Annotated in this window: 18 protein-coding genes; 11 read left to right on the top strand and 7 right to left on the bottom strand. The window is 73.1% G+C overall.

What is annotated here, in order from left to right:
* Positions 1-394 precede the first annotated feature (394 nt).
* The gene (locus AMK16_RS24930) at positions 395-1,726 is read left to right on the top strand and encodes a PAS domain-containing protein (RefSeq protein ID WP_073919546.1); all 1,332 of its coding nucleotides are present in this window, start codon (positions 395-397) and stop codon (positions 1,724-1,726) included.
* A 90-nt stretch (positions 1,727-1,816) separates the two neighbouring features.
* On the opposite strand, the gene AMK16_RS24925 is transcribed toward AMK16_RS24930, so the two are convergent.
* Positions 1,817-2,572, bottom strand: coding sequence for an SIS domain-containing protein (locus AMK16_RS24925; protein WP_073919544.1), 756 nt, complete (start codon positions 2,570-2,572; stop codon positions 1,817-1,819).
* Positions 2,573-2,817: 245 nt separating this feature from the next.
* Between AMK16_RS24925 and AMK16_RS24920 the strand changes: the two genes are divergently transcribed.
* Positions 2,818-3,510 (top strand): metal-dependent transcriptional regulator, encoded by a 693-nt coding sequence (locus AMK16_RS24920; protein WP_073919543.1) that lies wholly within the window; start codon positions 2,818-2,820, stop codon positions 3,508-3,510.
* A 333-nt stretch (positions 3,511-3,843) separates the two neighbouring features.
* Positions 3,844-4,818 (top strand): alpha/beta fold hydrolase, encoded by a 975-nt coding sequence (locus AMK16_RS24915; RefSeq protein ID WP_073919541.1) that lies wholly within the window; start codon positions 3,844-3,846, stop codon positions 4,816-4,818.
* Between the two features lie 78 nt (positions 4,819-4,896).
* Here AMK16_RS24915 and AMK16_RS24910 read toward each other — a convergent pair whose 3' ends face one another.
* The 3 genes from AMK16_RS24910 to AMK16_RS24900 form a co-directional block, all read right to left on the bottom strand.
* Entirely contained in the window at positions 4,897-6,528 is a 1,632-nt protein-coding gene (locus AMK16_RS24910) for a transporter (RefSeq protein ID WP_073919539.1), read from the bottom strand.
* Entirely contained in the window at positions 6,525-7,370 is an 846-nt protein-coding gene (locus AMK16_RS24905) for an ABC transporter ATP-binding protein (RefSeq protein WP_073919537.1), read from the bottom strand. The genes AMK16_RS24910 and AMK16_RS24905 overlap by 4 nt, the downstream gene beginning before the upstream one ends.
* A gap of 128 nt (positions 7,371-7,498) precedes the next feature.
* Complete coding sequence (locus tag AMK16_RS24900; RefSeq protein ID WP_107417235.1) at positions 7,499-8,185, bottom strand: bifunctional DNA primase/polymerase; 687 nt, start codon at positions 8,183-8,185, stop codon at positions 7,499-7,501.
* Positions 8,186-8,399: 214 nt separating this feature from the next.
* Between AMK16_RS24900 and AMK16_RS24895 the strand changes: the two genes are divergently transcribed.
* Positions 8,400-9,782 (top strand): transcriptional regulator, encoded by a 1,383-nt coding sequence (locus AMK16_RS24895; RefSeq protein ID WP_073919535.1) that lies wholly within the window; start codon positions 8,400-8,402, stop codon positions 9,780-9,782.
* A 157-nt stretch (positions 9,783-9,939) separates the two neighbouring features.
* Positions 9,940-11,433, top strand: a complete 1,494-nt coding sequence (locus AMK16_RS24890; protein ID WP_073919533.1) for a hypothetical protein — start codon at positions 9,940-9,942, stop codon at positions 11,431-11,433.
* A gap of 147 nt (positions 11,434-11,580) precedes the next feature.
* On the opposite strand, the gene AMK16_RS24885 is transcribed toward AMK16_RS24890, so the two are convergent.
* Positions 11,581-12,903 carry an ABC transporter substrate-binding protein gene (locus tag AMK16_RS24885; RefSeq protein ID WP_073919648.1) on the bottom strand — a complete coding sequence of 441 codons (1,323 nt, stop codon included), beginning with the start codon at positions 12,901-12,903 and terminating at the stop codon, positions 11,581-11,583.
* Between the two features lie 208 nt (positions 12,904-13,111).
* Here AMK16_RS24885 and AMK16_RS24880 point away from each other — a divergent pair, with 208 nt between their 5' ends.
* Together AMK16_RS24880 and purU are read left to right on the top strand one after the other, a co-directional pair.
* The gene (locus AMK16_RS24880) at positions 13,112-13,558 is read left to right on the top strand and encodes an SCO4402 family protein (RefSeq protein WP_073919531.1); all 447 of its coding nucleotides are present in this window, start codon (positions 13,112-13,114) and stop codon (positions 13,556-13,558) included.
* 14 nt (positions 13,559-13,572) lie between these two features.
* Positions 13,573-14,454, top strand: a complete 882-nt coding sequence (gene purU, locus AMK16_RS24875) for a formyltetrahydrofolate deformylase (RefSeq protein WP_073919529.1) — start codon at positions 13,573-13,575, stop codon at positions 14,452-14,454.
* A gap of 165 nt (positions 14,455-14,619) precedes the next feature.
* Here the strand turns inward: purU and AMK16_RS24870 are convergent, their stop codons facing one another.
* Positions 14,620-15,147 (bottom strand): EF-hand domain-containing protein, encoded by a 528-nt coding sequence (locus tag AMK16_RS24870; protein WP_073919527.1) that lies wholly within the window; start codon positions 15,145-15,147, stop codon positions 14,620-14,622.
* A 301-nt stretch (positions 15,148-15,448) separates the two neighbouring features.
* On the opposite strand from AMK16_RS24870, the gene AMK16_RS24865 reads away from it, so the two are divergent.
* Positions 15,449-16,027: a sigma-70 family RNA polymerase sigma factor gene (locus AMK16_RS24865; protein WP_073919524.1), complete on the top strand. Its 579-nt coding sequence runs from the start codon at positions 15,449-15,451 to the stop codon at positions 16,025-16,027.
* Positions 16,024-17,319 (top strand): zf-HC2 domain-containing protein, encoded by a 1,296-nt coding sequence (locus AMK16_RS24860; protein ID WP_073919522.1) that lies wholly within the window; start codon positions 16,024-16,026, stop codon positions 17,317-17,319. Before AMK16_RS24865 ends, AMK16_RS24860 begins: the two co-directional genes overlap by 4 nt.
* Positions 17,320-17,395: 76 nt before the next feature.
* Here the strand turns inward: AMK16_RS24860 and AMK16_RS24855 are convergent, their stop codons facing one another.
* The gene (locus tag AMK16_RS24855; protein ID WP_073919520.1) at positions 17,396-18,943 is read right to left on the bottom strand and encodes an AMP-binding protein; all 1,548 of its coding nucleotides are present in this window, start codon (positions 18,941-18,943) and stop codon (positions 17,396-17,398) included.
* A 133-nt stretch (positions 18,944-19,076) separates the two neighbouring features.
* Between AMK16_RS24855 and AMK16_RS24850 the strand changes: the two genes are divergently transcribed.
* On the top strand, positions 19,077-20,273 hold the full coding sequence (locus tag AMK16_RS24850; protein WP_073919518.1) for an amidohydrolase family protein: 1,197 nt from the start codon (positions 19,077-19,079) through the stop codon (positions 20,271-20,273).
* Positions 20,273-21,427: an acyl-CoA dehydrogenase gene (locus AMK16_RS24845; RefSeq protein ID WP_073919516.1), complete on the top strand. Its 1,155-nt coding sequence runs from the start codon at positions 20,273-20,275 to the stop codon at positions 21,425-21,427. Before AMK16_RS24850 ends, AMK16_RS24845 begins: the two co-directional genes overlap by 1 nt.
* Positions 21,428-21,430 lie beyond the last annotated feature (3 nt).

Below are 21,430 nucleotides of genomic sequence, written 5' to 3'. Positions count from 1 at the left end.
CGCAGACGCAGGCGACCCGCGGGCTCTGGTTCCTCTCCTGCAGTGAGAGGAGCCGGCCGGACGTACCGGCGAGCCCGCGGGTCGGGTGACTGCTTGGGATTGGCGCCTGGCGTTCCCGCCGGGCACCGCACTGGGTGCGTGCGACGACGGGCGCTTTAGCCCGCAGCCACCTCACGCGTCCGGTTTCCGTACATTTCGGGAACCACCTCCCTTCTCGTGTACCGCCGAGCCTAGAAGCCTCTCCGGCGGCGCACAACCCATTTCTCTTCCGGAACGCCCCGCCGGGCGAACCGGATCATTCCGGGGCATTCGGGGGAACCGGGTGTGGGCTGCGTCACGTTCCAGTTCAATGATCTGACGTGCCGCACACGCGAACACCTGCTGGGGGTGCCAGGTGACTGCTTCCGGACGTGAGACCACCGACGACGACCTGCTCGCCGCGCTGCTGGACGGAATGGACGCCGCCCTGTGCGCCTTCGACACCGACGGCGTGATCACCCACTGGAACCGCGAGGCCGAACGGATCCTCGGCTGGACCGCGACCGAGGCCGTGGGCCGCAAGGGCTTCGAGGGATGGGCGGTGCGGGCCGCCGACGCTCAGGACGTCCAGGACAGGCTCATGGCCGCCCGGGACGTGCCGGGCCGCCACGTGCACGAGTTCGCCCTGCTGACCAAGGACGGCGGGCGCGTCCTCGTCCGCACCCAGTCCGCCTGCGTACCGGGCGAGGACGGCAGACCCGCCGGGGTGTACTGCGCCTTCGGCGAGGTCCACGCCCAGATCGACCTGGAACGCTCCATCGCCCTGAGCGAGGCCCTGCTGGAGGACGCCGCGTGGGGTGTCGTCCTCGTCGACGTCGACCTGCGCCCCGCCGTCGTCAACGCGCACGCCGCACGCGCCCTCGGCACCGGCCGCACCGCACTGCTCGGCCGTCCCGTCGGCGAGTTGCTCGTCCAGGGCGTCGAGGACCTGGAGGGAGCCCTCCGGCACGTGCTCGCCGAAGGCGCGCCGCCCGGGCCGGTGGAGCTGTGGGTGTCGGTACGGACCCCGGAAGGGGTGCGGCGGCGCTGCCTGCGCAGCGGGTTCCTGCGGCTGGCCTCGCCGCTCGCCGAGGAGCCCGTACCGCTCGGGGTGGGCTGGCTGTTCCAGGACGTCACCGAGGCCCGCCAGGATCAGCTGGACACCGCGCAACTGCGCTTCCGCGCCCACCAGCTGCACCGCGCGGGCCGCGCCGCCGCCGAGTGCGAGGACCCGGCCGAGGCGGCGGCCGTACGCCTGGACTTCGCCCTCGCGGGCTTCGCCGAACACGCGCTGCTCGACGTGCTGGACCCCTCCTCCGGCACCGAGCGGCGCCGCCTCGTCCGCTCCGCCGTCTCACCGCCGGCGCTGACCGGCCCCGGCGCGATCCCCGTCCGGTACGAGACCGGGCACCCGGCGCTGCAGGCCCTGGACCGGGTCGGCTCGGTCCGCACCAGCGCCCCGGGCGGTGAGAGCGACGCGCGGTGGGCGCGCTCCCGCCAGTGGCCCGAGGGTGCGGCGCACGCGCTGTGCACGGTGCTGCGCAGCCGGGGGCGGACCCTGGGGGTGCTCACCTTCGTCCGCGGCCCCTCGCGGCCGGCCTTCGAACGCGCGGACGCCGCGTACGCGGAGGAGGTGGCGGCCCGCATCGCCGCCGACCTGGACCTGGCTGCCGCGACCGCCGGACCGGGCCGCCCGCACCTGCCGTGACACCGGCCGGCGCCGGTCCTCGCCGGCCTGGGCGGGGGAGGGCGGCCCGCGGTGGCCGGCGGTGACGGGCCCGGCGGCGGCCGGGCGGGCTCAGTGGCGGAAGAAGATCCGGTCGCCGTACTCCCGCATGACGCGGCCGTTCCACTCGTGGCCTCCGTCGACGTTCCCGGAGCGCAGCAGCGGGGGCTCCACCCCGCGGGCGGCCAGCTCGCCCGCGGCGGCCGCCATGACCGCCTGCATGATCGCGCAGGTCACCACCGTGGAGGCGGGGGCGAAGGGCGCGTCGATGCCGTCGAGGCTCAGCTCCGCGTCCCCGACCGCGATCTTGCTGTCGAGGACCACGTCGCAGTGGTCCTTGAGGAAGGTGCCGGAGACGTGCCGCGACGTGGTCTCGGTCGCGTACGCCACCGACGTCACCCCGACCACCTTGAGGCCGATGGCGCGGGCGTTCATGGCCATCTCCACCGGCAGGGCGTTGCGCCCGGAGAGGGAGATGACCACGAGGACGTCGCCGTCCGAGGCGGGGCTGCTGTCCAGGACGGCGCCCGCGAGTCCGTCGACCCGCTCCAGCGCGGAGCCCAGTGTCGCGGGCATGACGTCGATGCCGGCCGTGCCCGGTACGGCGAGGAAGTTCATCAGGGCCAGACCCCCGGCCCGGTAGACCACGTCCTGGGCGGGCAGCGAGGAGTGCCCGGCGCCGAAGGCGAAGAGCCGGTTCCCGGCGGCCACGGCGTCGGCGACGAGGGAGCCGGCCTCGGCGATCCGCGAAGCCTCCTCGTCCCGTACCCGCTCCAGCAGGCCGATGGCGGCGTCGAAGAACTGACCGGCCAGCTTGCTCTCGCTCATACGCCGTTGGCCTTCCGGGGGAGGGATGGGTCCGTGTCCGCCGCTCACCGTGCGGTCTGGACCAAGAGTGTGTCAATACGGTCGTCAATCCGTGGACGCGCGGTCCGCGGGGATGTCCGGGGATGTCCGGAGAGGAGCGCGCGGCAGTTGTCCTGGAGAGGGCTTGACGCCCGGCACGGGACGGTTGTCGGCCCGATGCGTCAGAATTGGGGGCAGGGCCAGCGCACGCAATCCGAGGGGCACGAATGTCCGGACTGATCGACACCACGGAGATGTATCTCCGCACCATCCTTGAGCTGGAAGAAGAAGGTGTGGTCCCCATGCGCGCCCGGATCGCCGAGCGGCTCGACCAGAGCGGCCCGACGGTGAGCCAGACGGTGGCGCGGATGGAACGCGACGGCCTGGTGGCCGTCGCCAGCGACCGGCACCTGGAGCTGACGGAGGAGGGCCGGCGCCTCGCCACGCGCGTGATGCGCAAGCACCGCCTCGCGGAGTGCCTCCTCGTCGACGTCATCGGCCTGGAGTGGGAGCAGGTGCACGCGGAAGCCTGCCGCTGGGAGCACGTGATGAGCGAGGCGGTGGAGCGCCGCGTACTGGAGCTGCTGCGCCACCCGACCGAGTCGCCGTACGGCAACCCGATCCCGGGGCTGGAGGAGCTCGGCGAGAAGGCCGAGGCGGACCCGTTCCTGGCGGACGGCATGATCAGCCTGTCCGAGCTGGATCCGGGCACCGAGGGCAAGACCGTGGTCGTGCGGCGGATCGGGGAGCCGATCCAGACGGACGCCCAGCTGATGTACACGCTGCGGCGGGCGGGCGTACAGCCCGGCTCGGTGGTGAGCGTGACGGAGTCCCCGGGGGGCGTGCTCGTCGGCAGTGGCGGTGAGGCCGCCGAGCTGGACTCGGATGTCGCCTCGCACGTCTTCGTCGCGAAGCGCTGAGGATCGTGGGGGCCGGCGTGGTCCGTCCCGTCCGGCTCCGGTGATCCGCCCGTACGGGCGGCCGGGCCGGTTCGGCCCCTGACGTGAGTCGGTCCCGGCGCCTCGCGGCGCCGGGACCGGTCCTCCCCCGGTGACCTGGAGCCCCGAGCTCTCAAGGTCATCCCCTCGGACCGTCTTCCCCGAGCGGTCCGCCTCCCTGTTGAAAGGATCTCCATCGGCAGCGGCTGTCAATCCTTGAGCAAGGTCACTCGAAAGAGCGGTGTTGTCGGCGAGACGCCCGTTTTCGAATGCGGGTTCGATAGTCTGGCCGGGAGCGAAGGGGGTGCATCAGCGGTGGTACAGCGCATCGATGTGACAGGAGCCGACGGCGTACGCCTGGCCGCCTGGGAGTTCCGGGAACCGGCCGCCGGCCCGCCGGCCCCGCCTCCGCCCCGCTCGGGGAGCGGACCATCGGCCACCCCGCGAGCGGGGGCGGACCCGGATCCGCAGCCGGGTGCGGACCCCCGCCCGGCGGCGCTCTTACTCCACGGCCTCATGGGGCGCGCCTCCCACTGGGCCGGTACCGCCCGCTGGCTCGCCGAGCACCGCCGCGTCATCGCCCTGGACCAGCGAGGCCACGGCCGGAGCGAGAGCCCCCCGGCCGGCCCGTACACCCGCGAGGCCTTCGTGGCCGATGCCGAGGCCGTCGTCGAACAGCTCGGCCTCGCCCCCGTGACCCTGATCGGCCACTCCATGGGTGCCCTCACCGCCTGGCAGCTCGCGGCCCGCCGCCCGGATCTGGTCGCGGCCCTGGTCATCTGCGACATGCGCGCCTCGGCCCTCGGCGAAGCCTCGCAAAAGGAGTGGCAGGAGTGGTTCCACCGCTGGCCGCTGCCCTTCCCCACCCAGGACGCCGCCCGCCGCTGGTTCGGCGAGGACGACCCCCGCGTGGAGCGGCCCGACCCCGGCCGGGGCGCGTTCTTCGCCGAAGTCATGCACGAAGCCCCGGACGGCTGGCGCCCGGTCTTCTCCCGCAGCCAGATGCTGACGGCCCGGGAGACCTGGGTTCACGACGCGCACTGGGAGGAGCTGGCCCAGGTCTGCTGCCCCACCCTGGTGGTCCGCGGCCTGGACGGCGAACTGGGCCGGGCCGAGGCCCAGGAAATGGTCCGCGTCCTCCCCGCGGGGCAGTACGCCGAGATCCCGGATGCGGGCCACTACCTCCACTACGACCACCCCACGGCCTGGCGCGCCGCGGTCGAGCCCTTCCTGGCCGCCGTCAAGACCCCCGCCGCCGACCAGGAACGCGCGAGCCCCGGACCGGTCTGACGCCGCCGCGGACGAACTCCCGCCCGCGGCGGCCCGGTCGGGCCGGATCCCCCGGCTCGCGCCCGCGGCCGGCCGGCTTCAGCCCTTGCTCACCGCCAGCAGGATCTCCGGCAGCCGCCGGGTCACCACCGGGGCCGACAGGCGCAGGCCCGCCCAGGTGGCCAGGGCGCCCCAGGCCACGCCCAGGGGCAACAGCATCCAGGTCAGGGACTGGTGGTCCGCCACGTTCAGGTAGATCGTCAGGGCGATGAGCGGCGCGCACAGGACCGCGGAGAAGAGCATGCCGCCGAAGATGCCGATCCAGGCCAGCCCGCCCTGCCCCGGCGCGACGTTCTTGAAGGCGCCGTCCGTGGGGATGGAGTACGGGAAGCGCGCCGAAGCCAGTGCCCCGGTGCAGAGCATCGCGCCCAGCAGGGCCAGCGCCAGCCCCAGCGCCGCCGGGAAGGATGACCAGTTGCCGACGAGGGCGGCGGTGACCACCGTGACGAAGACCGTGTACGGGACGGTGACCATCGCCAGCGCGGCGGCGCGGGCGCGGAGTTCCGCGTAGGCGTCGCGCGGCGTGGAGATGGTCTGCGCGACCATCCAGAAGGCCGAGGTGTCCTGGCCGAACTGGTTGTACATCTGGATGCCGAGCATCCCCGAGCCGAAGCAGGCCAGGTACACCGAACCCGTGCCCTGCAGGGCGTTGAAGACCGGGACGATCAGGCCGATCGCCAGCGCGGTCACCCAGGCGGACTTCGTCTTGGGGTCGCGGACGGCGTAGCGCAGGGTCCGCTGCATCACCGCGCCGCTGCGCCCCTCCGGCAGCAGCGACCAGAAGCCGCCCGCGCCGCGGTCCTTGGCGGGCCCGGCGGCCGCGATGGTCGAACCGTCCGGCGTGACCATCAGCCTGGTCAGGCTCCGCTCCCAGTACCAGAGCAGCAGGGCCAGTGCGCCGACCGTCAGCACGAGTTGGGCCGCCGCGATCCCGTACGCGCCCTCGCTCGCCGAGTCCACCATGCCGACGGCGGTCGCCGGCGGCAGCCACCGCACCACCGCCTCGGCGGGCTCCAGCCGGGACAGGCCGCCCGCCTGGAACAGCCGCTGGCCGGCGAAGTTGGCCAGCTGCGCGCCCACCGCGACCACCAGACCGCTGAGCAGCGCCAGGTCGCGCCCCCTGCGGCTGGTCAGCAGCCGTACGTTGGCCGTGGCCACGGCCCGGGCGAGGGCCACGCAGCCCAGGAGCAGCAGCGGGACGGCCACCACCGCGGCTGCGGCGCCCGCCGCGCCCCGCGCGACGGCCAGGACCGAGCCGACGGCCAGGCACAGCGTGAACAGCGGTCCGATGCCGACCAGCGAGGAAGCGAGGAGGGCCCGTACGAGCGGCTGCGGGCGCAGCGGCAGCATGACCAGCCGGCTCGGGTCGAGGGTCTCGTCCCCGGAGGGGAAGAACAGCGGCATGAAGGTCCAGCCGAGCGCCAGGATCGCGGCCAGCAGCACGACGACGGTGCCCGCGTGGGCGCTGCCGTGCAGCATGGCGAGGCCGAGCACGGCGAAGAAGCCGACCAGCAGGGCGAAGACCAGCGAGGTGATCCAGGCGGCCTTGCGCTTGGAGGATCCCTTCAGCCCGTTGCGCAGCAGCGACAGCTTCAGCCGCACCAGCACCGCGGTCAGGGAGGCGGGAGCGGTCGCGGTGGCAGGAGGGGCGGGAGCGGCGGTCGCGGTCATCGCGCGGCCGCCGTTCCGGAGCCGCCGCCCAGCCAGTCGAGGGAGTCCCCGGCCGCGTCGCGGCCGTGCGCGCCGACCAGTTCCAGGAAGGCGGCCTGCAGGGAGGGCGCGTCGCCCCGTACGTCGGCCAGCGGGCCCGCGGCGCGGATCCGGCCGGCGGCCATGACGGCCACCCAGTCGCACAGCGACTCGACGAGTTCCATCACGTGGGACGAGAAGACGACCGTGGCTCCGGAGGCGGTGTAACGCTCCAGCACTCCGCGGATGGTCTGCGCCGACACCGGGTCGACACCCTCGAAGGGCTCGTCGAGGAACAGCACTTCGGGATTGTGCAGCAGGGCGGCCGCCAGTCCGATCTTCTTGCGCATGCCCGTCGAGTAGTCCACGACGAGTTTGTGCTGGGAGCCCGCGAGGTCCAGGACGTCCAGCAGCTGCGTGGCCCGCTTGTCGGTCTCCTCGCCCGGCAGACCGCGCAGGCGGCCCATGTAGCCGAGCAGTTCGCGCCCGGAGAGCCGCTCGAAGAGCCGCAGCCCCTCCGGCAGCACGCCGATCCGCGATTTGACCTCGACCGGGTCGGCCCACACGTCGTGGCCGGCGACCACGACCCGCCCCATGTCCGGGCGCAGCAGTCCGGTCACCATCGACAGCGTCGTGGTCTTGCCCGCGCCGTTGGGGCCGACCAGCCCGATGAACCTGCCCGCGGGCAGCTCCAGATCGATCCCGGCGACGGCCACCTGCTCGCCGAACCGCTTCCACAGACCTTCCACGCGCACGGCGGACGGCGCGGATCGCGCGCCACCCGTCCCGTACGTCCCACCCGTCGCATCAGCCTGGTCCGGCATGCGCCTGCCTCTCGTCACACGTCCCCGTTGGTCGTTCGTTCCTCACCATAGGAGGAGGGGGACAGGCGCGAGCAGTTACGTATGTCATCAGTTCCGGGTCAGGAACGTCCCAGGTCGCGGGTGGGGCGTCAGGTCTGGCGCCGCTTGCGTTCCGCTGCCGCTTCGCTCCCGCACGCGTAGGCCAAGGCGTCGATCAGCTCCTCCGTGTCCGGCAGCCACCGGTTCGCCGCGGTGGGCCGCCGGGCCCACTGCACCGGGCCGCGGCCGCCGAAGCGGGTCGGCGGTGCGGCCACGTACTCGCCCTCGCCACGGGCCACGAGGTCGAGCGACGACGGCGACCAGCCCAGCTTGGGCACCAGGTCCGCCACTTTCGCCCCGGCGCCGGGCAGGACGAAGAACAGCATGCGGTGGTCGGGCGTGCGCGTGACCGGACCGAGCGTGCGCTGCATCCGCTCCAGCCTCGCCAGCGCCAGGAAACCGGCGGCGTCCGGCACGTCCAGCGCGTCGAAGGTCCGGCCCGTCGGCATGAGGATCGACGCCCGGGGGTGCTTCGCCCAGATCCGCCGGACCTGGACGGCGCTGCCGGTCGCGTGCGCCGCCCAGTCCTCCACCGCCGCGTGGCCGCCGGGCGCCGGGCAGTCCTGCGCCCCACAGGAACACACCTCGCGCCCGTCCACCGCCTCCAGCCAGGTGCCGGCGAAGACGTCCCAGTGCCGTTCTTCCGCGTACCGCACGGCATGGTCCGGCAACTGCCCGCCGCGCTGCTCGGGGACGGGTGCGCTCTCCGTGACTGTGATGGTCTCTTCCACGCCCATCACAACTGCCCCGGTCACCTCCGGTTACGGGCGCCAACGAGTCGGCGGGCGGAGCATCGATCCTGCATACGGGGCGCACCGGTGCACACGTGGGGGCGCGTAGGAGCCCGGGACACCGGAGTTGGGTAGCGACACGACGCAGAGCGGAAGATTCCCCGCACATCAGGCGGGAAGTGATCAATCCAGCGATCACCCGCGGCTTCAGGGGGTTTTCATGGCAGCCAGGCCTCTCGTCGCCCGCCAGCCGAACGAACGGCTGCAGGCGCTCATCCAGGAAGCCGGGTGCTCCAACGCCGGGCTCGCCCGGCGCGTGAACATGTGCGGGGCGGAGCACGGGCTCGACCTCCGCTACGACAAGACCTCCGTGGCCCGCTGGCTGCGCGGCCAGCAGCCGCGCGGCCGGGCCCCCGGCATCATCGCCGAGGCGCTCGGGCGCAAACTCGGCCGGACCGTCACCATCGACGAGATCGGCATGGCCAACGGCAAGAACCTCGCTTCCGGCGTCGGGCTGCAGTTCTCCCCGACCGTCGTCGGCGCCATCGAGCAGGTCTGCGAACTGTGGCGCAGCGACGTGGGCCGCCGCGACTTCCTGGCCGGCTCCAGCGTGGCCGCCTCCGCGCTCGTGGAGCCGAGCCGCGACTGGCTGATCACCGGGGCCGACACGCAGGTCGCCCGCAGCGGCGGCTCGCGGGTCGGCATGTCCGACGTGGAGGCGGTCCGGGCCACCACGGAGGCCCTCACCGAACTCGACCACCGCTTCGGCAGCGGGCACGTGCGGCCGGTGGTCGTGCACTACCTCAACTCCGTGGTGTCCGGGCTGATCGGGGGCTCGTACCGGGAGCCGGTCGGCCGGGCGCTGTTCGCCGCCGTGGCCCGACTGACCGAGCTCGCCGGCTACATGGCGGTGGACACGGGCCAGCCGGGCCTGGCGCAGCGCTACTACATCCAGGCCCTGCGCCTGGCCCAGGCCGCCGGGGACCGCGCCTACGGGGGGTACGTGCTCGCGGCGTCCATGAGCCACCTCGCCGCCGAGCTGGGCAATCCGCGGGAGATCGCGCAGCTGGCCAGGGCGGCCCAGGAGGGCACGCGGGGGCAGGTCACGCCACGGGTGGAGGCGATGTTCTACGCCGCCGAGGCGCGCGGGCACGCACTGCTCGGGGACGCCCGGGCGACCGGGGTGCTGTCCTCGCGGGCCGTCACCGCGCTGGAGCGGGCGGAGCCGGAGTCCGGCGACGACCCGGTGTGGATCCGCCATTTCGGCCAGGCGTACCTCGCGGACGAGCTGGCCCACTGCCACCGGGACCTGGGGCAGGCGGACGCGGCGGCCGCACGCGCGCAGGAGGCCCTGCGCGGTCTCCCGGCGGGCAAGGCGCGCCGCCGGGCCATCGGGCTGCTCCTGCTGGCGGCGGCGCAGGTCCAGCAACGGGAGGTGGAGCAGGCCTGCCAGACGGCCACGACGGCGGCGGAGCTGCTGGAGGGGCTCCGTACGAACCGGGGCGCGGAGTACCTGGACGACTTCCGCACCCGCCTGGAACCGTTCCGCGAGGAGGCGGCGGTCCGCGAGTTCGGTGCCCGGCTGGATGCGAGGGTCGCCTGAGGGTTGTCCCGGGCGCCGCGACCCGGTGAACCCTTCCGGCCACAGCACCAGTGCTGTGGCCGGGCCGGGATGCGGGTGGCCTCACCGTTGCGGTGCGTGACCGGGTAGCGTGAGCCGACGGTTCCGTAGGTTCGGGCGAGTCGGAGAGGGAGTCCCGGTGACGGAGAACGGACAGGGGAGCGGACAGGGGAGCGGCCCGCGGTCGGGCGCCCCGTGGGGTCCGGACCCGGCGTCCGGCTACCCGGAGCACCCCGGCGAGCAGCAGGCGGAGCAGCAGCAGGGCGACCCCGTCGCGCAGGATCCGTACGGCTACCCGGGCGGATCGGCGCCCGGCGCCGCCTACGGCTACCCGCCGCAGCAGCCGTACCCCGGGTCCGGGGCCGGGCATGTCGTGGGGCCCGGTTACGAGGGCGCCGGGCAGCCGCACGGCTACGGCTACCCGCCGCTGCCCGAGGCGGTCACCCAGTACATCCCGCCCGTTCCGCCGGCCGGAGTGGGCCAGGGGCACGACGAGGCGGCGACCCAGTACCTCCCGCCCGTCCCGGCGGCTCCGGCGGGCCAGGGGCACGACGAGGCGGCCACTCAGTACCTCCCGCCCGTCCCGGGCGGTCCGGCGGCCCCGGCGCACCACGAGGCGGCGACCCAGTACATCCCGCCCGTCCCGGCGGCTCCGGCAGCCCCGGCGCACCACGAGGCGGCGACCCAGTACATCCCGCCCGTCCCGGGCGGTCCGGCGGCCCCGGCGCACGGGGAGGCCGCGACCCAGTACATCCCGCCGGTCCCCGCGACCGACGGCTTCGACGGGCTGTTCCGCAGCGATGATCCGGCCGGGGAGACCCGGCAGCTGCCGCCGGTCCAGGAGCCGGTGCTGCGCCCGCCGCCGCAGCGGCCCTATCCGCCGCGGCGCACCCAGGGCCCCGTACCGCCTCAGCACCTCCAGCAGCAGCCGCACCACCCGCACCACCCGCAGCCTCACCCGCAGTTCGCGCCGCCCCCGCCGCCGCCCCCGGAGGCCGGCCGCAAGGTCTCGCCCGGGATCATCGCCGCGGTGGTCATCGGCCTGGCCGTCGTCGGGCTCGGCGTCGGCTCCCTGCTCGGCGACGGCAAGCCGCAGAACAACGACCCGGGCGCCGTGCCTCCGACGTCCAGCGCGAGCAACGGTTCGGCGGCGCCCGCCGGCGAGGCGCCCGTCGATCCGGGCCGCCCGCAGGCCGTGCAGCTGGACAAGCTCCTCGCGGACAGCAACGACAGCCGGGCCGCGGTGATCAAGGCCGTGGACGACATCAAGAGCTGCAAGAACCTCGACCAGGCGGCCGGTGACCTGCGCGACGCGGCCCGCCAGCGCGAGGAGCTCGTCACCCGCCTCCAGGAGCTGAAGGTGGACCAGCTCCCGGACAACCAGCAGCTCACCGCCGCGCTCACCAGGGCGTGGAAGTCCTCGGCCGCGGCCGACAACAGCTACGCGGCCTGGGCCGACGACGTGGACGACGACAAGGGCTGCAAGGACGGAAAGGCCAAGAACTCCGAGAACGCCTCCGCCGCCAACAAGGCGAGCGGCGAGGCGACGAAGGCGAAGGAGTCGGCCGCGACCTTCTGGAACGCCATCGCGAACAAGTACAGCCTCACCAAGCGGGACAAGAGCCAGCTGTGAGCCGGACGGCCCGGCCCGTCGGCGGCCCCCGGCGGGGCGGGACGGGCCGAGCCGTCGGGCCTCGGGCTGTCAGGCGGTCGGACGCTCGGGTGGTCAGGCGGGTGTGCGCCCGGGCGGGCGTGCTCAGGCGGGCGTGAGCCCAGGCGGTCAGGCGGCCCGGGGCGCCTCTTCCAGCGTCGCCGTCATGTCCATGGGCTGCTCTCCCTCCTGGGCGACGAGCCGGCCGGACTGGACGATCTGGAAGGTGACGCGGCCGTTGACGATGCGGGGAAAACCGGCGACGGCGCGCATGTCCTGGTAGCGCCAGCTCAGCTCCGGCGTGAGGCCGCCGGTCTTGACCCCCTGCGCCTGGTTGAGGGCCCGCGCGACCTTGCGGGCGGTGACCTCCTGCCCTGGCTCGAAGCGGTGCAGGATCTCGCTCAGCACGGTGTACGCGATCCAGGTGGTCTGCGTCCCGCTGTCGTCCGGGTCGACGCGGTCGTCCCCGAAGGCGTACTCCGAGATCACCTTGCGCATCGGCTCCCAGAGGGGGTCGGCGGCCACCGGATACCAACTGGTCAGGAACGCCCCCTCGAAGGGGCTCTCCTTGCCACCGGTGCGGTCCACCACGGACTGGCTGACGCTGCCCAGGACGGAGGAGATCTGCGGCTTCCTCTGCTGCGCGTCGGCCCGGCGGAACGCGTCGAAGAAGGTCTCGGTCCGCTCGCCGAGCACCGCGGTCACGCACCCCTTGCCCTTGTCCTTCTCCCTGTCCTTCTCCTTGCTGCTCGCCGCCCCGCCGCCCGTGCCGCCCGTCGTGTCGGTGAGCGCCTCGCGGGCTTGGGGTGCGAAGTCGGCGGAGTCCTCGGCCGCCCGGATGTCGGCGGCTTCCGGCATCTTGTTCGCCTTCAGGCCGGAGTTCAGCAGCACCGGCATGGAGTCACCCGCCAGGGTGTCGGGCCGGACGATGGCGACCTGGGTGCAGACGCGGCCCAGCTGGTGGCCGGCACCGGCGAGGAGGACGGGCTGGCCGCCGTTGACGGGGTAGGAGAGCGTGGACTGGAACTCCTCCGAGGAGACCCCGTAGCCGCCGACGAAGGGGATGCCCTCGGCCTCCAGCGGAGCCATGAAGGCGCGCCCGTGCTGGCTGTAGGAGCCGACGACGGCGATCGCCTTCTCGGCCACGGCCTTGCGGGCGCAGTCAGCCGCGCCCGTGGGGGTGTTGCGCTCGTTGCAGGTCAGGACGCGCAGCTTGTGGCCGTTGACGCCGCCCTTGGCGTTCACCCAGTGCTCGTACGCCTTGGCCATGCCCGGCATTCCGGGCATGTTGGTCGCGTTGGTGCCCTCGGGGGCGAAGGTCATGACGGTGAGGGTGTCCCCGGAGCCCCCCGTGCCTCCGGGGATCGCCCCGCACCCGGCGACGAGACACGCACCCATCGCCGTGGCCACGAAGGTGCGGGAGAGGGCTGCTGCGCGTCGCCGATCGGTCATGTCCATGCACCCTTCCCTCCTGCGGGTAACTCGAGAGTGAGGTGACCGCAACACCGGGTGACGGCCGGGTGAATTGACGGGGGGAAGCACTCCCTCCGTTTGTTCACACGCGCCTCAAGATCGAGGAGGGCGGGAACGTACGATCGAACGCGTGACATTCGCCCAAGGTTCGAAGAACCCTTCCCGCCGTGGTGGCCGCTCCTCCACCATGGGCGGCATGCCCCTCAACGACATGCCGTGGTGGCGCTGGCGCACCAACGTGCGCTCGGCGCTGCACATGCTCTCCGATCCGGCCTTCCACGAGGACACGTGGCTGGCCGGCGCCGAAGGGTACGGGGACGTCACCGACGCCGTGTACCGGCTCGTCGAGGACACCTGGCTCGACAGCTGGTCGGCGGAGAAGTACGTCGGCACGATCTTCCGCGACTCGCAGGAGGCGGCCCTGGTCGACCTGGCCGTGCTGCGGGTGCTGCGCATCCTGCACCAGGTCGGGCCGGACGCCCCCGTCTCCGTCTACCTGGAGCACCACGCCTGGCCCGAGGCCGTCCGCGCCGCCCGCGAGGCACACGTACGGCTGGCCACGGCGGACGGGGAGGACCCGGACCAGCGGCCGCGGTCGCTGGAGCTGCTGAGGATCCTCACCCGCGCAGTGTGAAAGGGTATGCGGTCATGAGCGACCCGCAGCCCCAGGCACCTGCCCAGCCCCAGCAGTACGTCCTTACCGTGTCCTGCCCCGACAAGCAGGGCATCGTGCACGCCGTGTCGAGTTACCTCTTCATGACCGGCTGCAACATCGTGGACAGCCAGCAGTTCGGAGACCGGGAGACCGGACTCTTCTTCATGCGGGTGCACTTCGAGGCCGAGCCGGCGGTCACGGTGGAGAAGCTGCGTGCGAGCTTCGCCGCGATCGGCGAGTCGTTCAAGATGGACTGGCAGATCCACCGCTCGGACGAGCGCATGCGGATCGTGCTGATGGTGTCGAAGTTCGGCCACTGCCTCAACGACCTGCTGTTCCGCCACCGGATCGGCGCACTGCCGGTCGAGATCGCGGCCGTGGTCTCCAACCACACCGACTTCGCGGAGCTGGTGGGCTCCTACGACGTCCCGTTCGTGCACATCCCGGTGACGAAGGACACGAAGGTGGCGGCCGAGGCGGAGCTGCTGGAGCTCGTGCGCTCCGAGAACGTCGAGCTGGTGGTGCTCGCGCGGTACATGCAGGTGCTGTCGGACACGCTGTGCAAGGAGCTGAGCGGGCGGATCATCAACATCCACCACTCCTTCCTGCCGAGCTTCAAGGGTGCGAAGCCGTACCACCAGGCGCACGCGCGGGGCGTGAAGCTGATCGGCGCGACCGCGCACTACGTGACGGCCGACCTGGACGAGGGGCCGATCATCGAGCAGGAGGTCGAGCGGGTGGGCCACGAGGTGACCCCCGACCAGCTGGTGGCGGTCGGGCGGGACGTGGAGTGCCAGGCGCTGGCGCGCGCCGTGAAGTGGCACAGCGAGCACCGCGTCCTGCTGAACGGCTCCCGCACGGTGGTCTTCGCCTGACGCCTGACGCCTGACGCCTGACGCCTGACGCCTGGGGCTCCGCCCCGGATCGCGTGCCGGGGGACGCCCCCGGCACGCAATCCGCCGGGGGCCGGGGGCCGGGGCCGCGGTGGCTCCGGAAGGCCGGGGCCGTGGCTCCGGGGCCGGCCGGGCGCGCCGCGGGCGTCACGCGTCGGGGGCCTCCACACCGCAGTACCCCGCGAAAGCCTTCAGGACCTCGTCCTCCGAGATGCGGCCGTCGCCGTCGGCGTCCAGGGCCGTCGCCACCTGTGTGGCCAGCTCGGGCGGAGTCCCCAGCACGCGCAGCACCCGCGCCGCCGCCGCGGGAGTCGTTCCCGTCCCGCCCGTCCCGCCCTCGCCGGCCACCGCGATCACCGCCCGCAGGAACGGCCGCGCGATCTCCGCGAACCGCTCCGGGCTGTCCCGCAGGCGCTTCGCCGCCCCGGTGATGAACTCCTCGCGGGACACCCGCTGGTCCCCGTCGACGTCCGCGATCCCGGCCATCCCCTGCCAGAAGGCCTCGGCACCACCGAAGACGGCCTGGCCCTTGTCCGACCGTGCGGTCGTACCGAATTCGGCCAGGACGGCCTTCGCGGCCGTGCTGAAGTCCTCCCGGTCGATATACCCGGACCCGTCCTGGTCGAAGGTGGCGAATCGGGCGGCGATCTTGCGCTCGTACTCTGCGCTGTCCATGTTCGGCGTTCCGCCTTCACGTGTGCGGTGGGGTTCAGATCAAGACAAGGCAGGAGCGTAAGGCCTTCGTGGCCTGCGCGTTAAGCGAAGTGGTCAAGGAGGTGGCCGCATCGAACCCGCGCACGGGGAGCGCGGCGGGGCGCGTACACCTGTACCCATGTGCCGCCGCCCGCACGAGGTTTCACGGACCGCCATGCGCCTACCACGCAGCGCTCACCTCCTGAACGAGCTTCGCTCAAAACGCGCGCACCAGGCCATGTGCCCATTACATTCGATGTGTCGACACACGGCTGGGGGCATCATGCCTAAGGACGTACCACCGCGCTGGGACCGCCGCATGCAGCAGCGACTCGCCCGTGGTGAGGCCGCCGCGCTCGGGGAGCTGTACGACCGTTTCGCCTCGCTCGTGCACAGCCTGGCCCACCGTGTGCTGGGTGACGAGACGGACGCCGACCGGATCACCCGCGAGGTCTTCGGCTACATCTGGGAAAATCCGGACGCCTACGACCCGAAGCAGGGCTCCATGCGCTCCTGGGTCGCCCGGGTCACCCAGGGCCAGGCCGTGGCCCGGCTGCGCCAGAGCGAAGTGGGCCGGGGATCGCGCGAGGAGCTGGAGCAGAAGGTGCGCAGCGCCAACGCCGCCGCCCGCGCGGACTACATCGTCACCTCCATGCCCGCGCCGCTGCGTGCCGCGCTCGAACTCGCCTACTTCAAGCGGCGCGACTACCGCCAGGCCGCCGCCGACCTCCGGATCAGCGAGGACGAGGCGCGCCGCCGGCTCAGGCTCGGGCTGCAGTTGCTGTCGACCGCCAACGCCCTCCCGCAGGAGGACACCGCCCGGCCCGGATACGGCCCGCCCGGATATGGAACGCCCCGATGAACGGCCCCGCCGAGTCGCCCGACGACGGACACCGCCTTCCGGGGGGCCAGGCGCGGATACCGGGCCCGCGCGGGCCCGCCGACGACCTCGACCCGCGACACGCGCCGCAGCAACCGCCTCGGGAACCGTCGCAGCAAGCCCCCGAGCAGCACGTGCAGCCCGTGGAGCCGGCGCGCGCGGAGCCGCCGAGGCCCTCGCACGCCGTGCTGAAGTCCCTGCTCGGCGCGTGGGCGCTGGCCGCGTGCTCCGCCGAGGAGACCCAGGCGGTGGAGGACCACCTCACCGAGTGCGCGCCCTGCGCGGAAGAGGCGCTGCGGCTGCGCGACGCCGTGGGGCTGCTGCACCCGGAGGAGAACCTCGACCTGGGTCCCCTGCTGCGCTCACGGGTGCTGGAGGACTGCCTGGGCAGGCGCCCGGCCCGCATTCCGGTGCCGGTGTGGGCGAACCCGTACGACACGGAGACCGCGCGGCTCGACGCGCTGCTCCAGGACTTCGGGGACTCGGAGTGGCACACCCCGGTCCGGCTGAAGTGGTTCGAGGAGGAGCGGGGCAGGTCGCAGCGGACCACGGTGGCGGGGGTGATCGGGCACCTGCTGACGGTGGACGGGCTGGTGGCCGCCGCGCTCGGGCTGGACGACCCGCTGGGCGGGGAGGTGCCGCCGGGCTGTGGTCCGGCGGAGCGCACGGAGTACTTCTGGAAGGCGTCGGCCCATCCGGTCAGCCGGGCCGTCCGCACGCCGTGGCGGGAGCAGGGGCACACGCTGGTGCGGACGGTGTCCTTCGCCGGCCGGGGCGTGTCGGAGCTGGCCGTGGACTACGGGGGCTTCGCGCTGCCGCTCGCGGACGCGTTCCTGGAGCGGGCCTTCGAGTGCTGGGTGCACGCGGGGGACATCGCGGACGCCGTGGACTACCCGTACGAGCCGCCGGCCGGGCCGCACCTGCACGGCATGATCGACCTTGCGGCGCGGCTGCTGCCGGGGGTGCTGGCGCAGCGCCGGCGGGCGGGACTGGCGGCACCGCCGCAGGGGCTCGTCGCGGCCGGGGCGCCGGGGCGGACGCTGCGCCTGGAGATCGAGGGCGCGGGCGGGGGCGGCTGGGACATCGCGCTGGACTCGCCGGCGGCGGCGCCGTCGGCGGAGCGGACGGTGGCGGAGGTCGCGCTGGACGGCGTCGAATTCTGCCAGTTGGCCGCGGGCCACGTCTCGCCGGAGGAGGCGGCGGCGGGGCAGCACGGCGACCGCGAGGCGATCCGGGACGTCCTGTTCGCGGCGGCGTCCCTGAGCCGGATGTAGCCTCCCGGCGGGGTCGGGTCGGGTCCCGTGCCGGCGGCTCGGCGGGGTCCGGCCGGGGTCCGGCCGGGCCGGGTCGTCAGGAGTAGCGGGCGCGGAGGCGGTATTTCAGTACCTTGCGCAGGGCCTCGTTGCGCGGCAGCGCGTCCGGGAGTTCCAGCTGCTCCGGGAGCTTGTGCGTCGCCAGACCCTGGGCCCGGAGGTACGCCGACACCTGCGCCAGCGTCAGCGGTTCGGTGCCCCGCGTCTGTTCCACCACCGCGCAGACCCGCTCGCCCCGCTCCGGGTCCGGCAGGCCGATGACGGCGACGTCGGCGACGCCCGGGAGCCGGTGGAGCAGGTCCTCGATCTCCTTCGCCGAGATGTTCTCGCCCTTGCGGATGATGACGTCCTTGCTGCGCCCGGTCAGGACCAGGTAGCCGTCCCCGGTGAGGTGGCCGAGGTCGCCGGTGATCAGGTAGCCGTCGCGGTCGAAGACCTCGGCGGACAGGTCGCGGTCCAGGTAGCCCCGGCAGACGGCCTCACCCCGCAGGCGGACCTCCCCGTCCGTGTCCGGGGGCAGCGGGGTGCCGTCGGGGGTGGTGATGCGGATGGACATGCCCTCCGGGGGGCGGCCCTCGGTGGTCGCCAGGTGGTCCGGGGTGTCGTCCGGCGCGCCCATGGTGATCATCGGGACCTCGGTCATGCCGTAGCCGTGGGTCAGCTGGCAGCCCAGTTCGCGGACGACGGCGTGGTAGATCTCCGGCGGCTTCGGGGCGCCGCCGCCCGCCAGGAGGCGGAGGGTGGGGATGAGCTTCGTGCCGGGGTCTTTGCGCTGCTCCGTCAGGAACATGGAGTAGAAGGCCGTCGAGCCGCCGGCCACCGTGACCCCGTGGCGCCGGTAGCCGGCCAGGGCGTCCGGCATCGCGAACTTCTCGAACAGGACCGCGGGAAAGCCGTACAGGAGCAGCATCACCAGATAGTCCGGGCCGCCTATGTGCGCGTACGGGAAGGCCACCGAGCCGATGTCGGCCGCGGTCGGGCGCAGGGCGTGCGCGAGGCAGGATCCGCCCGCGATGAGGGAGCGGTCGGTGTGCAGGACGCCTTTGGGGTCGGAGGTGGTGCCGGAGGTCCAGTAGATCCACCGGACGCCGGTGCCGGAGGCGGGTGGCGCGGGCAGGTCGCGCGGGTCGCCGTCCGGGAGGACGTCGTACGCCTCGAAGACGCCGCGCGCCCCGAGCCGCCGGGCCATCGCCGGGTGGTCGAATCCCCGCCACACGCCCGGCACGGCGAAGTACTCGGCCCGGGACTCGCGCAGCGCGAATCCGGCCTCCCGGTCCCGGTAGAAGGGGATGACGGGGGACTGGACGGCTCCGATGCGGGCGAGGGCGGCCGAGAGCAGCACGGTTTCGATGCGGGTGGGGAGCTGCCAGGCGACGACCGTGCCGGGCCGCACGCCCATGCCGTGGAGGCCGGCCGCCACGCGCTCGGCACGGTCGCGCAGCTCCCCGAAGGTCAGGCGTCGGTCCGCCGCGGGGTCCTCGGCCGCCTGGATCAGGACGGTGGCGTCCGGGGTGAGCGCGGCGCGGCGGGCGATCAGTTCCCAGAAGGTCGCGGAGCGGCTCAGTTCTGTCGCGGTGTCCGTCATCCGGGAGCTCCCTCGGGCGGTGTAGCTGACGGTCAGTCAGGTCAGGCCGAGAGCGTAGGGCGCCGGCGCTTGTCGGTCCAGGGGTGGCGGGGCTAGCTTGTTTCTGACGATCCATCAGATTTGGGAGACGGTCATGGAACTGGAACTGCCTCGGATCATCAGCGTCGACGACCACGTGATCGAGCCCGCCCACCTCTTCGAGGTGTGGCTGCCCGCCAGGTACCGCGACCGGGGCCCCAAGGCACTGACGGCCGGGATCGGCGAGCTGGAGTACACGGGCGGCAGGTACGTGATCTCCATGGACCCCGACGGGCCGCCGACCGACTGGTGGATCTACGAGGACCTGAAGTTCCCGTACAAGCGCAACATCGCCGCCGTCGGCTTCGACCGCGACGACATGACCCTGGAGGGGATCACCCGCGAGGAGATGCGGCGCGGCTGCTGGGACCCGGGGGCGCGGCTGGCCGACATGGACCTCAACCACGTCGAGGCGTCCCTGTGCTTCCCCACCTTCCCGCGCTTTTGCGGTCAGACCTTCGCCGAGGCCCACGACAAGGAGGTCGCGCTCGCCTGCGTGCGCGCCTACAACGACTGGATGGTCGAGGAGTGGTGCGGCGACAGCGGTGGCCGGCTGATCCCGCTGTGCATCATCCCGCTGTGGGACATCGGCCTCGCGGTCGCGGAGGTCCGGCGCAACGCCGCCCGCGGGGTGCGCGCGGTGACCTTCTCGGAGATCCCCACCTACCTGGGGCTGCCCTCGATCCACTCCGGCTACTGGGACCCCTTCTTCGCCGTCTGCCAGGAGACCGGCACGGTCGTCAACATGCACATCGGGTCCAGCTCCCAGATGCCGGCGGCCTCACCGGACGCGCCGCCCGCCGTCCAGGCCTCGCTCAGCTTCAACAACGCGATGGCCTCGATGATGGACTTCCTGTTCAGCGGGGTGCTGGTGCGGTTCCCCGCGCTCAAGCTGGCCTACAGCGAGGGCCAGATGGGGTGGATCCCGTACGCCCTGGAGCGCGCCGACGACGTCTGGCGGGAGCACCGCGCCTGGGGCGGGGTCCGCGGCCTGATCCCCGAGCCGCCCTCGACGTACTACTACCGGCAGATGTACTGCTGCTTCTTCCGCGACAAGCACGGCATCGCCTCCCTGGACGTGGTCGGCCGCGACAACGCCACCTTCGAGACGGACTACCCGCACGTGGACTCGACCTTCCCGCACACCAGGGAGGTCGCCCTCGACCACGTGAAGGGGCTGGACGACGAGACCGTCTACAAGCTGATGCGCGGCAACGCCATCCGCATGCTCGGCCTCGACCTGGAGCGCTGATGGACCTGACCTACACCGAGGAGGAACAGGAATTCCGGGCGCGGCTGCGCGCATGGCTCGCCACGACACTGCCCGAACTGCCCCCCAGGCCTTCCCCGGACGACTGGCCCGGACGGCGCGCCCACGACCTCGGCTGGCAGCGCCGGCTGTACGAGGCCGGCTACGCGGGCCTGCACTGGCCGCTGGACGCGGGCGGCCGCGGGGCCACCCCGACCCAGCACCTGATCTTCCTGGAGGAGACCGAGCGCGCCGGAGCCCCGTACGTCGGCGCCAACTTCGTCGGGCTGCTGCACGCGGGGCCGACCATCGCCGCGGAGGGCACCGCCGGGCAGCGGGCGCGCTGGCTGCCGCCCGTGCTGCGGGGCGAGGAGGTGTGGTGCCAGGGGTTCAGCGAGCCGGACGCGGGCTCCGACCTGGCCTCCCTGCGGACGCGGGCGGAGCGCGACGGTGACGCCTACGTCGTCACCGGCTCGAAGATCTGGACCTCGCACGCCGAGGTCGCCGACTGGTGCGAACTGCTCGTGCGGACGGACGCGCGGGCGCCGAAGCACCGCGGCATCTCCTGGCTGGCCATGCCGATGGACGCGCCCGGGGTGACGGTCCGGCCGCTGCGCACGCTCGCCGGATCCACCGAGTTCGCGCAGATGTTCCTCGACGAGGTGCGCGTCCCCGTCTCCCACCGGGTCGGGGCGGAGAACGACGGGTGGCGCGTCACCATGGTCACGCTGTCCTTCGAGCGCGGCACCGCCTTCGTCGGCGAGGTCGTCGCCTGCCGCCGGACGCTGGGCGAGCTGGCGCGCGCGGCCAGGGCCAACGGCCGCTGGGACGACCCCGTGCTGCGGCGCAGGCTGGGCCGGCTGTGGGGGGAGTTCGGCGCGCTGTGGCGGCTGACGCAGTGGAACGTCAGCGAGTCGCAGCGTTCCGGCGGGATTCCGGGCACCGGTGGCTCCGTCTTCAAGCTCGCCTACTCGCACGCGCGCCAGGAGCTGTACGACACGGCCGCCGAGGTGCTGGGCGCGCGGTCCCTGGGGCTGGACGAGGAGTGGACCCTGGACCGCCTCTCCTCGCTCTCGTACACGATCGCGGCGGGCACCTCGCAGATCCAGCGCAACATCGTCGCCGAGCGGATCCTCGGCCTCCCGAAGGGCCGGTGAGGG

The sequence above is a fragment of the Streptomyces sp. CB00455 genome (assembly GCF_001905445.1).
Lineage (GTDB): Bacteria > Actinomycetota > Actinomycetes > Streptomycetales > Streptomycetaceae > Streptomyces.
This window is presented reverse-complemented; position numbering and strand designations above follow the sequence as displayed.

What these genes read in the sequence shown, in the direction of transcription:
- AMK16_RS24920 (WP_073919543.1), top strand. Translation starts at nt 2,818, where the DNA reads ATGTCCGGACTGATCGACACCACGGAGATGTATCTCCGCACCATCCTT.
- purU (WP_073919529.1), top strand. Translation starts at nt 13,573, where the DNA reads ATGAGCGACCCGCAGCCCCAGGCACCTGCCCAGCCCCAGCAGTACGTC.
- AMK16_RS24925 (WP_073919544.1), bottom strand. Translation starts at nt 2,572, where the DNA reads ATGAGCGAGAGCAAGCTGGCCGGTCAGTTCTTCGACGCCGCCATCGGC.
- AMK16_RS24860 (WP_073919522.1), top strand. Translation starts at nt 16,024, where the DNA reads ATGAACGGCCCCGCCGAGTCGCCCGACGACGGACACCGCCTTCCGGGG.
- AMK16_RS24870 (WP_073919527.1), bottom strand. Translation starts at nt 15,147, where the DNA reads ATGGACAGCGCAGAGTACGAGCGCAAGATCGCCGCCCGATTCGCCACC.
- AMK16_RS24910 (WP_073919539.1), bottom strand. Translation starts at nt 6,528, where the DNA reads ATGACCGCGACCGCCGCTCCCGCCCCTCCTGCCACCGCGACCGCTCCC.
- AMK16_RS24885 (WP_073919648.1), bottom strand. Translation starts at nt 12,903, where the DNA reads ATGACCGATCGGCGACGCGCAGCAGCCCTCTCCCGCACCTTCGTGGCC.
- AMK16_RS24905 (WP_073919537.1), bottom strand. Translation starts at nt 7,370, where the DNA reads ATGCCGGACCAGGCTGATGCGACGGGTGGGACGTACGGGACGGGTGGC.
- AMK16_RS24850 (WP_073919518.1), top strand. Translation starts at nt 19,077, where the DNA reads ATGGAACTGGAACTGCCTCGGATCATCAGCGTCGACGACCACGTGATC.
- AMK16_RS24865 (WP_073919524.1), top strand. Translation starts at nt 15,449, where the DNA reads ATGCCTAAGGACGTACCACCGCGCTGGGACCGCCGCATGCAGCAGCGA.
- AMK16_RS24855 (WP_073919520.1), bottom strand. Translation starts at nt 18,943, where the DNA reads ATGACGGACACCGCGACAGAACTGAGCCGCTCCGCGACCTTCTGGGAA.
- AMK16_RS24880 (WP_073919531.1), top strand. Translation starts at nt 13,112, where the DNA reads ATGGGCGGCATGCCCCTCAACGACATGCCGTGGTGGCGCTGGCGCACC.
- AMK16_RS24900 (WP_107417235.1), bottom strand. Translation starts at nt 8,185, where the DNA reads ATGGGCGTGGAAGAGACCATCACAGTCACGGAGAGCGCACCCGTCCCC.
- AMK16_RS24895 (WP_073919535.1), top strand. Translation starts at nt 8,400, where the DNA reads ATGGCAGCCAGGCCTCTCGTCGCCCGCCAGCCGAACGAACGGCTGCAG.
- AMK16_RS24845 (WP_073919516.1), top strand. Translation starts at nt 20,273, where the DNA reads ATGGACCTGACCTACACCGAGGAGGAACAGGAATTCCGGGCGCGGCTG.